The 13,898-nt window shown below is 39.9% G+C and carries 12 protein-coding genes; all 12 read right to left on the bottom strand.

The window, feature by feature from the left end:
- Positions 1-7 precede the first annotated feature (7 nt).
- The 12 genes from EV695_RS19360 to EV695_RS19305 all read right to left on the bottom strand — a co-directional run bounded on the left by EV695_RS19360 (position 8) and on the right by EV695_RS19305 (position 13,880).
- Positions 8-859 (bottom strand): hypothetical protein, encoded by an 852-nt coding sequence (locus tag EV695_RS19360; protein WP_207907163.1) that lies wholly within the window; start codon positions 857-859, stop codon positions 8-10.
- Positions 860-1,278: 419 nt separating this feature from the next.
- On the bottom strand, positions 1,279-4,479 hold the full coding sequence (locus EV695_RS19355; protein WP_131907651.1) for a hypothetical protein: 3,201 nt from the start codon (positions 4,477-4,479) through the stop codon (positions 1,279-1,281).
- A gap of 161 nt (positions 4,480-4,640) precedes the next feature.
- Positions 4,641-5,147, bottom strand: coding sequence for a cupin domain-containing protein (locus tag EV695_RS19350; protein ID WP_165874764.1), 507 nt, complete (start codon positions 5,145-5,147; stop codon positions 4,641-4,643).
- Entirely contained in the window at positions 5,134-5,781 is a 648-nt protein-coding gene (locus EV695_RS19345; protein WP_165874763.1) for a sigma-70 family RNA polymerase sigma factor, read from the bottom strand. The genes EV695_RS19350 and EV695_RS19345 overlap by 14 nt, the downstream gene beginning before the upstream one ends.
- A 305-nt stretch (positions 5,782-6,086) precedes the next feature.
- Positions 6,087-6,965 carry a D-hexose-6-phosphate mutarotase gene (locus tag EV695_RS19340; RefSeq protein WP_131907648.1) on the bottom strand — a complete coding sequence of 293 codons (879 nt, stop codon included), beginning with the start codon at positions 6,963-6,965 and terminating at the stop codon, positions 6,087-6,089.
- Between the two features lie 258 nt (positions 6,966-7,223).
- Entirely contained in the window at positions 7,224-8,102 is an 879-nt protein-coding gene (locus EV695_RS19335; RefSeq protein WP_131907647.1) for an LbtU family siderophore porin, read from the bottom strand.
- Between the two features lie 44 nt (positions 8,103-8,146).
- Complete coding sequence (locus EV695_RS19330) at positions 8,147-9,319, bottom strand: DUF1513 domain-containing protein (protein ID WP_131907646.1); 1,173 nt, start codon at positions 9,317-9,319, stop codon at positions 8,147-8,149.
- A 27-nt stretch (positions 9,320-9,346) separates the two neighbouring features.
- Positions 9,347-10,423: an imelysin family protein gene (locus EV695_RS19325; protein WP_165874762.1), complete on the bottom strand. Its 1,077-nt coding sequence runs from the start codon at positions 10,421-10,423 to the stop codon at positions 9,347-9,349.
- Positions 10,424-10,525: 102 nt separating this feature from the next.
- On the bottom strand, positions 10,526-11,935 hold the full coding sequence (locus EV695_RS19320) for a di-heme oxidoreductase family protein (protein ID WP_131907644.1): 1,410 nt from the start codon (positions 11,933-11,935) through the stop codon (positions 10,526-10,528).
- A 134-nt stretch (positions 11,936-12,069) separates the two neighbouring features.
- Positions 12,070-13,308, bottom strand: coding sequence for an imelysin family protein (locus tag EV695_RS19315; RefSeq protein ID WP_131907643.1), 1,239 nt, complete (start codon positions 13,306-13,308; stop codon positions 12,070-12,072).
- A gap of 111 nt (positions 13,309-13,419) precedes the next feature.
- Complete coding sequence (hemP, locus tag EV695_RS20565) at positions 13,420-13,611, bottom strand: hemin uptake protein HemP (protein WP_131907642.1); 192 nt, start codon at positions 13,609-13,611, stop codon at positions 13,420-13,422.
- A gap of 29 nt (positions 13,612-13,640) precedes the next feature.
- A complete protein-coding gene (locus EV695_RS19305) occupies positions 13,641-13,880 on the bottom strand; it encodes a (2Fe-2S)-binding protein (protein WP_131907641.1) in 240 nt (79 codons plus the stop codon).
- Between the last annotated feature and the right edge of the window lie 18 nt (positions 13,881-13,898).

The raw sequence follows: 13,898 nt of genomic DNA, 5'->3' as shown, positions 1-13,898 counted from the left end.
ATCAGTATTAATAGTGACGAGCAGGTTCGCGTCTGATTCCAGCACCCATATTAGGTGGGTTTTTACCCATATATGTTGGGATATCAGGGAATTTCTCGTGAACAGCAGGATCAGAAAGGTCAGGCATATCCGGTAAACCTTCACGGCTTCCATCAGCCCAAACTTGTTTCTTTTGATAAGCAGCAGCTGGCTTGAAGAACATGTGTGCGAATTTAGACCAGATTACACCAGCGAATAAAATCGTTGTCGCAAGAATGAATAATACAAAGAAAATACCAAGACCATTAGTGATAGACCAAAGTAGTGCGAAAGTACTCATCGCAAGCAATGACAGGATGAACATATCAGCTCGTGGTGCAATTTTATTCCATGGCTTGCCTTCTGCAGCAACATCAACACGAATCGCAAACCAGAACCAGTAACCGCCGGCTGCTAAACTAAGTGCGCCAAGGTGCCACAGTAATGGCCAGATTGCCGGAGTGTCATTACCTGCATCTGCATAGCCAAAAATCATGATTGCTGTTGTTACAACAAAAACAATGAAGCCATACATTGACATCAAGTGTGAAAGTCTACGTTTTTGATTAGAAAATTCTGAAGAAGTAAGTACTTCATTTTTAATTGTTTTTACTAGAAGTTCACGTCTTTCTGCTTTATCTAATTGGCGTGTTGCTTTCTTTTTTGCTCTCTCCGCATTTTCAAAAAAGTACTTTGCGCTTTTCTTATGCCAAACATCAAATAAAGTCCCACCGATAACAAAAAGAATCATCAGAATGACGTAACCTTGCATAAGGCCGGGGGTAAATATTTCAGGGGATTCCGCATTCAACTGTGCGAATGGATTGGTCGTTATAAACATTATTCTAGCTCCTAAAGAACAGTAGTTAATTCAACGCATTGATAAAAATCAATGGCGTATTGTAGCAAAATAGAGGCCTTCACAGTTGACTTTATAGGAGAATCCTTATGTGTATTTTATCTACCTACATAAATAATTCTAATTAACTATTGCAAACGATTGAAAATTCAATTGAATTCTTGTTCAATAGCTGTGAAATTTTGAATGTTAAATATAGATTTTTAACCAAAAATTAATATGTTTTGATGTATTAAGAGGTCAAATATAAGCAAAACGACTTTCTTGGTGTATCGCGAAGAGAATGGGCGCGATGTGTTTGATTGCAAAAAAAGCGCCTATAAGTAGGGGGGGGCTTACTAAAAATTTAACGATAAATTAATAGCTTAACTACCTTTTAACTTCCTATAGGCGTTTTTTTATTATTGTGGTTTCTTAGGTTTTTCTGTTTGTTTTAATTCTACTTTTTCATAAATACCAGCATATTCATCTGCTGCCAAATATCTTGGGGTTTTCATGTCTGAAAGGCTAAGGCTAAGGCCTAAACTTCCCCACTCATGAAACGATTGCGGCATATAAAAGTTATTGAATTGTTTGCCATCTTCTTCTAACCAGACTTTATACAAGTCTTTGGTGATTTCTCCCATCCCTATGCTTTCTATCGCGTCTTTAAATAAGGCTAATTTTTCGACCTTCAGCTCTGGGTGGCTATCAAAATACTTTCGTTGGTTTCTGCCAAGGTTGGCAATAGCCAGATGATGGCCACCTTCGTAGGCTACAAGCTGGATTCTTTTGTCAGATTTATTGATGACAGCTTTGTGAGCAATCATCTCTGCTCTTATGGCCTCAACCCCTTTTGGGTTTTTAGGGTCTTTTAATATATCAATAATCTCTTCTGGGGTTTCGGCATTGAGCACGCCTTTTGAAATACCCTTGCATGGGCCAAATTTATACGGCTTTATGATTTCGTCTTTTACTTTCAGGTCACCAAAGCATCCAAAAAAGTAAGCAGGGGTAGCAATGGCATCAACCCGTTGGATGGATTTTTTCTTGACCGCGTACTCCAGCATTGATTGCGTTAAGTTTGGGTTATTTTGTTTGGTTGCTAAAGTGAATATCAGTTTCTTTTCATCGATTCCAGAATCAATCCAGATTTTTGCTATCTGGTCTAATCTATCCACATACGCCATTTGTGCCATCGTTTGATAGGCTCTATCCAGATTTTTCAAAACGTAGACTTTAGCGTTCATATTGAAATCAAATGGTTTTCTGCTCAAGGCTCTTTTATTCCAGCCTTCTTTAAAGTCTATGAACAGCTTCTCTTGCAGGTCTCGAATTTCGTTACCAGAATAGTGATACACCAAATCCGGGCTATGCAATTCGTTCTTGTTTTCTTTTGTGTATTTGAATCTATCCACTAAAGTGTCTTTGTAGTTGCCTTCTTTATCTTCAACCTGAATTTTCAATTTACCCTTGGCTGCACCGGTATAACCTAGCCAGTAAGCACTCATTTCCGGGATTTGACGGGCGAGTTTTTCAAAGAAGTTACCCTTTTTATATTTGATTGTCTGGATAAATTCATCGTTACCCAGATAGTCATTTTCTACATAAGTTTCACAGTCTGAGGCTTTAGCGTTGTGAGATAAAGCTTGTGTAATCTTATCGACATTCAAACCGGTATCTTTGAGCTTATAATCAATTTTCTCATTCAGAATTGACGTTTTACTGTCGTATGCTTTTGATATGAATGTTTCGATTTCGCTTATGGATTTACCATCGCTGATAAATCTAAGGCCATTGACCAAGGTTGATAATTCGTCCTGTTTTTTGCAGGATTTGAAAGTGTCCAGCTCTTGAGTAATCTCTTTTTTATAGCGATTAAAGTGGGTCAAATAGCTCTTTCTCAGATTTCTATAAGTCACTACTTTGTCATCAGAGGTTTTCAAATAGTGTTCAAACTGATCCAGAAATTCAGTGACATAATATTCATAGCGGTATTTAGCCAGACCAGTGAAGTATTTTTGGCTGGCGAAGCCTCCGTTCCATACTTCATTGCTTAACTCTATAAAGATCTGAGAGTCTTTGTTTAGATTATCGTTAAAGTATGTGGACATCTCTGTCACATAATCAATAGAAGCGTTGTGCGGTATGTTTACCCAAACATTCGCTTTGGTTTCATTGATTAATGCCACAATGACTTCGTAAGGTAAGCCTCTCCATCTTTCTTCAGGGGTTATATAAGAATTCCCCCAAAACTGGTCGTTTAATTGCGCTCTGTTTTCTGGGGTTCGTGCAAATTTCATCAAGCAGTTGCCATAGTCTTCATTAGGTGAGACATAGTTCCAGTTGTATTCGAGTGACTTCTGTCTTAATACGGCGAGTTTCTCTTTGAGTGGCTCCAAAGCATCTTTATTCTGTTGAATTCTGTATTCAAGCGTCATGATGTTGAGGAAATCATCCTGAGCGAGTAATTCACCCAGTATTGGTTCTGTCAAGTCTATTTCATCTTCGGTATAGAAGATCTCATTGTCTTCATTTCTGAACTCTTTAAAGTTTTTAAGCAGTGCTTCGATTTTCAAGGACTCGTTATCGGCAAGCGGTAAATCAGCTTGGTTGATTATTTCCAATAGTCTGATTTTTACCTGATGTCTTAAGTACTCAGCTTCTAATGCCTGTTTAGGTAATGAATAAACATCGGTAGTTTTTACATACGTGGTCACACATTCAAAAGGTGCTTTGGGTGATGAGATCATCATATTCATCACTCTGAATGTAGAGAAAGGCTTAATGTATTTTAAGTAATCAGGATTAAATACAATCTTGCCATTGAGCACATCTTCATGATTAACCGTCGGCAGGATTAAGTGAAAATCTCGTAAATAGGTATCACTGTTTGCAGTAAAGGTAAGCTTGATGCCGTCTACTGAAGGAGTTTCAGGGATTTGAATATCCAAACACTTGTTCGCAGTTGTGTATTTTTCAGGGCAGTCTACAACAGTCGCAAAGCCTTCGACATCTACTTCAACATCACCTTTAAAATATAGGGGGTAAACTCCATTAGGGACATCGCCTACAATCGCAGATTCCAATCCTCGGGTATAAACGTAACTACCTTTTTTCAAGATAACCGTTTTGTCTTTATTGACGGTTATTCCGAACTCACTAAATCTACGATACCTTTTTTGAGCGAAGCGATTAACCAAGCCTCGAATCTTGAAATCACTCAGTTCTTTGTAAGGGCTCAGAGAAAAAGCCTCTTTTTCTTTTTGGTCATCTGAGAGGTCGCGACTAATGGTGTATAGCTGCCCATTCTCATGATCAATGTATTCATCAACAAAGATGTTTTTTACTTCAGGGTCCTGAGAAACGAAGTCGACAGCATCAACGCCTTTGGTTTCCAGACGTTCTTTTACGCGGTTAAAAATACTTTCATCAAAAGGGCGGAATGTCTTTGCCAAATCGGCCATGATTTGTGCGGTCGTGACTGTATTTACCTGACTTTGTGGCTCATTGAGATTAATTCCCATCGAAATCGGAATATGTTTTTTGGTGCCACTCTCAAGTGTGTTGGCATGTAACGTAGATGCTAAGACCAAACATAAGCTAAAAATGATTAAACGCATTAAATGACCCTAAGAATTACAGTAATATAATACTGATTTTAATAGTGAAATTAGAGTATGTCAGATTAATAACGCGTATACCTGACAAAAGTCAGGCAGCTTGCAAAAGCTTGGTGTCAGGTTTGTGTGAAGTTATGTGAAAAGGACATCACATAACTGGTTTAGATAGGCAGTGCGCCTCGCATAAACGCGGTACAACCATTTTTGGTATAGACCTTTCCGTGTGTTGCACCAGCCGCAGCAAAGTGGAAATCACCGGCTTTGAGATGAATATCTCCCAGACTTAAATCACCTTCAAGCATAAGCGTTTCTTCATCAAACGGGTGGCCGTGGCCATCCATATTAAAGCCAGGCTCTAATTTGATAAGGTAAGACAATACCGATGCGGGCTTGCTAACATCTCCATGAAGTACTTTAAAACTACCACCGGGGAAAGCTTCGATCCATCCTTCTGTATCAGAACCGGGGACTACATCAAAACTAGCGTCTGCTTTATTATCAGACACAGTTTCAGCTACGGCTGATTTATCGCCAGTGATATTTGCCATAAGGTTATTACGCATGCGCAATACAACGCTATCATCTATTTCGACAGGTTCATGTGCCTCAGCCAACATCTCTAGAACGTCGTCATCAAGGACATTGTTTTTAGTGTCATGCTTTGCCATAAATCCCTCCTGTTGCAAAATCATCGCGGGATAAGGTTTCTCTTAGAATCAGCTGGGCCCGGCGAATATTCGACTTTACGGTGCCGATCGGTTCGCCCGTGTATTCACTGATTTCTGTTTGGGTCATATCTTCATAAAAAGCCAGAGTAATCACCAGTCGCTGTTTTTCATTCAAGAGCTGCAAGGCTTCATGAATACGGCTGGATATATCGATACCTTGTAGCTCTGTGTAAGGTGTCACGGTATCGGAATCTGGCGTCAGGTTTTGATCTAACTCGTATGTATTGTTGTTCAGTTGTGGTCGTTCACGACGTAATTTGTCTAAGGCGCGACTGCGACACATCATCAGTATCCATGCGATTGGTGTAGACTTTTTACCATCAAAGTTCTTGGTCTTATTCCATACTTGCATGAATACATCGCCAACTACTTCTTCGGCTAGCTCGGGTTTAATCACGATTTTGATCGCTAAACCATAAACGCGCTTAACCGTAGAATCGTATAACTCTCCCATAGCGGCTTCGTCGCGCTTTTTTATGCGGTTAAGTAATGCAGATAAGGGATCTTGCTCTTGTCCCATTACAACCTCCTGAGAATCATATAAGTCTTCATAACGATACAGTATAGAAGACATTATGCTTCGTCCACTATCTTTTTTGCTCGTTGAAGAGATTGTATTTGTCATAAGTGCGTTATTCAAAATAATGCCTTTTATTAAAGAGTTAACATATATTTCACATTACGCAAGTTGATGATCAATCGGATTCAATTGCTAGATTAAAAAGTCATTCAAGGGAGAATGAAAAAGAATAACTAGGCCATCCCTTTGAATAAAGCGATAGAAAAAAGCCTTATAAGTAGGGGGGGGCCTTTAAAGCCTTTAAAACAGTAATCATGCACCCTTTGGCTCGATAGTCTGGGTGCTATTGATTTGATGGTCTAATTTATTTGTTCTACGGTGTATTCAACCCCAATTTCAAATGATTCATTTGGTGCAATCTCGATAGTGTCGGATGCTGCATTGGCGGTCTCAACACAAATAAAGTATTGATAGCCATCATCGTTAAGATCTGCCATTTTGGCCGCTCCGTTCGCCCAGGGGTTCCAAACGACCGTGGTATTGCTAGCGCTGGATTGAATGCTTATTTGCTGTTTGTTTTTCTCATCAACCAAGGTTGTGGTGGAAGGTGAACTGGTATAAATACGATCTACTTCCTGGTCGACGATGATATCTCCAATCTGTTTTATGGGTATGTCAGATTCAATCGTTTTATCAATATAGTGAATATTATCCAGACCGGTAACACGAGTGTGTTTGATATCACCAATGGCGAAGTATGTATGCAGTGCCTGGGTAATAGTAAACGTCTCGTTATCCATGTTAATTGTTTGCAACGATAAGTGCAGTGTTTTGCCGATGGTAACTATCAGTGTGAGTTTGAAAGCGTGTGGCCAGAGTGTTTGAGTTGTTGCAGTATCATTTAAGCTTAAAGTAACTTGAGTTTCACCCTGTTTTGTTGCCGTTGTGCTTTCGTGTTGCCAAAGCGTGTTTCGGGCAAAACCATGAGCAGGTCGACCTGAGTTGAGTGGGTCATCTCCAAACCACGGCCAACAGATAGGAATGCCACCTTTGATGGCTTTACCTTGTTCAAAATAAGCATTATCACTGACAAATAACAGCTCTTTGGCGTCTTGCGTTTTGGGTTTGTATGAAAGTACTTGAGCGCCATACAGAGAGATTACTGCGGTGGCGAATTTGTTATCGATTTGTAACATGGAAAAGCCATTTTTACCTTCAGCTAAAACTGATTTATTCATCGCTTTATCACCCCTTTATCACCTCATTTCTTTTCGGCGGTTATTCAATGTTATATCGAATATCTTGAAAGCTTAATTCCAAATTGTTTGAAAAGCGACTTATGTGTTTCCCCCATAATTTTTATTTAAAAAAGCCACTTAAAGTAGGGGGGTGACATATAAGTTAAATAAGAGTTACAAATGCCCACAGCATATGCCATGGGCGAAAGTTTTTTATCTTCTTATCACTGTTATTTTGTCACTGATATTGTTTGTTTATTAAAACTCATAGGTAAGTTTTAAATTAATGACATCAGAATCTTCATCATCATAATCAGTACTGTTCAGGTATTCTGCAGCCACGCTGGTGTTTTTATAAACAGGCATGCTGTAGCTGATACCGACCACTTCTTTAGGAAGATCTAATACTGATGCATCTGATGATTCCTGATAAGTCGCTGCAATTACTTTGTCATTACCTAGGTCAAAGGCAAATTCCAGGTGGCTCGCATTTGGGTTTACACCAGCGATATCATCAAGACGCATATGTTCTGCAATGATGCTAGCTTTACCTAGTGATAGTTTTGCATGAACATTTATACCTTCAACAGTAGTGTCTGCGACATCAGATATGTAACCGACACCTGCTGAAAATTGCTCATTTTCATAGGCGAAATCAACACCGTAATTGTCAATTTTATCGTTAGCGCCATCTGCTTTGTCTTTAAATACATAGGCTGATGCACCAAAACCACCAAATTTCTGAGTGATAAGTGCTGCTTCTTCGCGTGTTTCGCCTAAATCTAAAGTGATAGGGTCAGAGATCATATTGGTATCGAAACGACCAAACGGAACGTATTGACGACCTACCACGATGTCCATTGAATCTGTTGGGTGTAAATTGATTACGGCTTCATCGACGTATACATCATCATCTTCGTCATCCTGCTCGTATTTTAATAACAGGTGACCATCCACTTTATCACTGACTTTATGGTCGAGGCCTACTTCTACAGTAACGCCAGTATCATCTTCATCTTCGGTGAAATTAGCTTCTGCTTCAATCGATCCGCTGATTGTGGTTTCTGCATAAAGTGTATGTGAATAACTTACTGGTAATAGCCCCGCTATCACTAAAGATAGTATTTTCTTTTTCATTTATAACTCCGCTTTTGTTTAAAATTATAATTATTGGCTATCAGTTACACGCTTATGTACATGTGGTTATCCCATTTGACCGGGAATGTCTGTAACTGAGTGGCTATAAATTGGTTTGAATTGAGTGGTATTTTAAAAACAACACCCTTGTCGTTAGAAACCAGAAATTCCTGGTCTTTTGAATTGAAACAAAGGCCACTGGGGCCTGATATTTCGATTGTTTTCAGTAGCGTCCGATTTGGAATGCTCCAAAAGCTCACATTGTTACCACGAGGGGATGTTGCTGCCATGATTTGTGCATGTGTATCAACGGCGACATCAGCAATATACCCTCTGCAATCTTTGGTGAACTGCCTGTTATTATCGAATGTTTGCAAGCCGTCAGTGTTTTTATCTATCCATGCGAGCAGATAGTCTGGCGTGCCATCAATTGGTTGCCCTTGATATTGTGTTCCCACGGCAACACCGCCATCTGCGGTAACCATTAAATGGCGAATACTCAGTTTATGATTTGAAAGGCGGTACTCATCAATCTTTTTACCCGAGTCAATATCAATAAAGGTCAGCGAAGGCTGCATCGTTTTAATATTTAATTTGCGGCGACCAAAGTCTGGATGCGTCTCGATTCCACCATTGGCAACGACCAGTGTTTTGTTATCTGGCATTAAGTGAATATCGTGAGGGCCTATGCCACAACTTTCGTATTCGCCTAACTGTTTGAAATTGTGAGCATCGCGAAGACTGATTACACCTCTGGCATTGTCATAATCATTTTCAGTGGCAAACAATGTGTTTCTGGAAATATCAATGCAGCCATGACCATAGAAATGTCGGCCTTCGTTAGCATTAATAATACGTTGTTCTTTTGTCGCGAAGTCGCTGATAATCATTTGATTATGAGGTCTGCGAGCAAAAGATAGCGACCTACCTTTTGATAATGGGATGGTGTCGTGCGCGCGAAAAGGAATCTGCAATGAATCGAGTTTTTCGCCGCTGAGTTTGTTATCAATGAGGTTTAAACAAGTGACAAAGTGCTGACCATTCTCATCATCATAAGCACCAAATACATCCGTAGACTGGCTTTTCGAATGATTTTTTAGGTCAGTATTATCCTCCGACTCAATAATGTTCTTAAGAGCTTTTCCGCCACTGGATGCTGATGCAGCCCCTGTGAACGCAGAGGCAAGCGCGAATAATGTAAATTGACGACGATTCATCTTTTTCTATAGTCAAATATTGTTGTATTAGTCGCCATCATTGTCATTAAATCCGAGCTCTACACCCAATGAAGGCGCAAGTTGGGCTTTAATCAACTCAGTGAGTTTTTTACTGTTTGACACTAAGGGTTGTAAGCTTTCGGGAGAGGTTTTTATGGCATCAAAAAGGTCTTTCTCTTTCAGTTTTTGTTGCACGATACTATCCATCAACTGCTCGAGATCTGTAGCCAGTTGCTGCTTGTTTTGCTGGTTTAGCCACTGCAATACTTCACCGTTTTTTAAAATCCGCTTTATTCCGATGATATTAGCTTTAACCTGATCGAGGCTGTCGCCACTTCGCCATGCATGGAGTTTGTAAGGTGTGGAGTTTTTGATTTCGTTTTTGCTATCCAGCAGTCCTAGTTTCTTATTTGAAACTTTCTGTGCCGATTGATAGAGCTTGTTGACTAAAATGGTCATCGCTTCTGATGACTCTAAAAAATACAGGCTATTATTTCCTGCTAAACCAAACTGGACGCCGTAATGCTCCCACTGGTTGCTGATAGTGTTGATATTGTCATTTAATAATTCAGTGGTCAGTTGTAAGTATTCGCAACGTTGTGGCTGATCGGTAAAACTTTGTAGTATTTGGGCTGTGCTTTGTTCTCTGGAAAATAAGATGTATTCCAAAGCACCTAAGCCTTGAGCACCAACTCCAGCGGCATCAATATCTTTTTTGCTTAGTGTGTCGCGTTGTAATAATTCTTTGATGATGCCTTTTTTGATAGGTAGGAAGTACACGCCAAAATCGATGTTTTCGTCAGTCGTTGGTCCAAATGCGAGACTGTCAACTTGTTGCCAGGCATTGGCGGTTGTATTCCATGATTGTCGTAATTTTGATAAAGAGTCCTCAGTCTTTGCGCCACAAAATTGTTGTGTCTGTTGATACAGAGTATTGCTGGCTAGTTTCAATTCTTTAAAAATTGGTAGCATCGCATTTTTGCTGATCGAGCTGAGCAGCATTTGTCGATCAGCTTTTGTTATCTCTATATTTGCCGTATGTTGTGGCGTGTTTGCATTGCTTTTATCTGCCCAGGCGTTCTTAAATAAAGAAAGTATTAACAAGCAGCATATTGTGAAAAGTACACTAAGAATTATTATTTTTATTGGTTCAAGTTTATTCAGTTTCATGAGATTAGATCTTCGATATGAAAAGTAAGTAAAAAATTAGAGTGATTTGAGAAAAGCGATGACAGCTTCTCGTTCCTGTTTCGCCAGTGCCGCAAATTTTTCTTTGCTCTGCTTTGCTTCGCCGCCGTGCCATAAGATCGCTTCAGTCAGGTTTCTGGCACGTCCATCATGTAAAAATCGAGTGTGTTTGTTTACTTTCTCAACCAAACCAATGCCCCAAAGTGGGGGGGTGCGCCATTCGTTTCCTGCTGCGTCAAAATCGGGGCGGTTATCGCTTAAACCTTCTCCCATATCGTGCAATAATAGATCGGTATAAGGGTGAATTTTTTGCCCAGATAACTCTGGAAATTTTTCAGAATTGCCGGTTGTAAACTGGCTCGTATGACAACTAGCACAACCCGTATCAGTAAATAACTTTTGTCCCAGCTTAACCTTGATATTGTCGACATCTCTGCGTGCGGGAACGCCTAACATAGACGCGTAAAAAACAACTTTAGATAAGATTTCGTCGGTAACTTCTGGCTTGCCACCATCTGGGGCTTGTTGACATTTTTGCTGAACACCAGAACAGTTTTGATTTGGAAATAAAGAACTTGTTAAGCCCATATCTCCTAGAAAAGCGCCAGCAGATTGTTGTTCAACGGTTGGTTGGTTGGACTTCCAGCCAAAGCGTCCGAGTGCTTTTTTCTTTTGTTTTACATCCCAGACCCAGTTAGGTCGACCTGATATACCATCCGAATTAGTATCATCCTTATCGGCTAAAGCGAGTATATCTTCTTCTTTGATTGCCTCTAATAAGCCCAGACCTACCATTGCAGGTGCTGTGCGTATCGAGAATAAGCTGTCAGGGTGTAATTCACCGTAATTTAATTCGCTCAATGTAAGCGTTGGTTTGATCAAAATGTAGGATTCACCATCACTGTACTGGCCTTTAATTTCGACATACTTTATGTCTGCATCGCCTTCCTTTTTGATTCCGTGAATGGCATTGGTTTGTAACTGGTCTCCGTAGTTGGGCTCAGTTGCTACGCCTTTTTTTGCGGCTTCTTTTTTTTGCTCATCAGTTTTAGCAGGAACACTGATTCGAACAAGTGCTGATATGAGAGACTCACCATCACTAATTGGTGGTCTGCCTCGACCGTCTTTTACATGACAGCCCTGACAGGTATTGATGTTAAATAAAGGACCTAAACCGTCGCGTGCGGAAGTTGAAGCGGGTGCGCTTACCCAAGGTTGTTTGAAAAAAGCATTACCTATGAAAAAGTTATCACGCCTTAATATGCCCAGATTGCGCGCAGGTAATGAAAAAGCATTATGACTGGTGTCAAAAACGCTTGTTTCTCCGCCAGATAACCTATTTCCGCCATTAAATAACAATGCTGGGTCGGTTTCCGCCAGGTTTGGTAGCATCAAAAACAGCGATGCAACTAGAATAACTTTTTTCATTTATAAGTACTTTTACAAGGTCTAACAGTAACGCCAAAGTGCCTGAGTTTCCTCAAGCACTTTAACAAGATCAAAATTGACCATTAAAACCAGAATGTATTTCAATCGGTATTTTCTGGTTTCTTTTTAATGGTTTAGTTTTGAGAAAACGATTCGCTGGTTTCAGAATTCAGATTGCTGATGCCAAGAACCTTAGCCGTTGCTTCAATATCAACAGTCTGATTACGTAAAGATTCAATCACCGCTTGAATGCGTGCGTTGCCCACTTTGTTTTCGCTTTTGATTTGTTGATCAAAATGCTCGCCGTAATTTGCAGCTTTTACAATGGCGTTAATCTTATTTTCGGTTGTTGTCAGCTTGGTTTTAAGTGAGTCACTTAGCTTCTTATCTTTCGCTTCAACCAGTTGAGCAAGACTTGCACCTTTAATGGTGGTGCCATCAATTCGTGAGTAACGTCCATTAAATACATTGTTAATACCGCGTGCGTTTTCGGCAATATCAGTATGGGTATTGTCACTAAAACATGAGTGTTCATCTTCTTGAGAGTGAGCGAGCAATGCTACATTGATACGTTCACCGGCTAATTCACCCAGGCTTAAACTACCCATGCCGAACAACATTCTGCGTAATGCTTCTTTTTCAGAGAGTTTCATGAATGTTGCGCGGTAGTTGTCTTTATCTGCTTGCCAGTCAGCGACCATGTCTTGTAAATCAGTAACCAGTAATTGGGCGGTAGCCGTTAAATATTCAGCGCGACGATCACAGTTGCCGTTGGTGCAATCTTTGCCTTTCGCGTAATCGGTGTAGCTTCGTGTACCTGCTGATTTAGGGTCTTTATTGAGATCTTGTCCCCATAATAAAAATTCTATTGCGTGGTATCCGGTTGCAACATTCGCTTCAGAGCCGCCTTTTTCATGAAAAGATTTAAGCAACGCAGCATCTATTTTTTCTTTTCCCGATACGATGTTTGCAGCGGCAAATTGATTGCCATCTTCGTGTTCATAGTTACTTGCAACGTAATCAATTAAGCCTTCGTCTAATGGCCATGCATTGACTTGTCCTTCCCACTCATCAACATTCGGATTACCAAATCTGAAAACTTCTGTTTGGCCGTAAGGTACACGTGCCGCTAACCAGGCTTGTTTAGCTGCTTTGAAACCTGCTTCTGAAGGGTTGGCAACAAAAGCATCTATTTCTAATTTAAGTTTTTTAGCGCTGTTTAAAGAATCGCTGAATCCTGCTAAAGCAATGGTTGCATAATTCTCTATAACCTCTTTATTGCTTACTTCTTTTGCGTAAGCAGGCAAGGTCGATAAAGACGCGAGGGAAAGTAACGATGCTGAGATCGCTACAAGTAAAGTTTTTTTGAACATGATTATTGTATTCTCCAGTGTAAATGAAAAAACGTATGGCTGGTGTCGATGTCGATGTTATTCACTGGCTGACGTTTAAAAGGTGAAAATACTCCTGCTTGAGGAATATTTTTAAAGGTCTTTATTAGAATGTGTCGGGGGAGGTTGATGTGCAGTGAGTATAAGTTTCCCTCTACGGGTGATACTTAATAAATAGGGTTTTTCCTTATGCTCTAAAATCATTTTATTTTGTCCATTCATTAGCTGCGATACATCAACAGTGTTAGATGGATTGGATATTATTTTTTTATTGTTACTTTCCATAAAATTATTGTATTAAATTTAAATCGATATCAAACTGCAGCTAAAATATTAGGGCTAGCTGCAAGAGAAGTGTTTTGGGTGGTTAACGTTTTAAGCGATGACATCTCAACAATGTGTTCGTCTATTACTTCACACGCATGCTCACGACATTTACCGCAACAAGAACCTACTCCAAGCTTATTGCAGATACCTTCATACCCATTACAACCCTCTGACAATGCGCGTTTTATCTGTTTTACTGTCACTGCGTTACAATTGCATACATACATGGCATATCCTCGTTGATA

The sequence above is a fragment of the Cocleimonas flava genome (assembly GCF_004339015.1).
In the GTDB taxonomy this organism is placed as follows: Bacteria; Pseudomonadota; Gammaproteobacteria; order Thiotrichales; family Thiotrichaceae; genus Cocleimonas; species Cocleimonas flava.
This window is presented reverse-complemented; position numbering and strand designations above follow the sequence as displayed.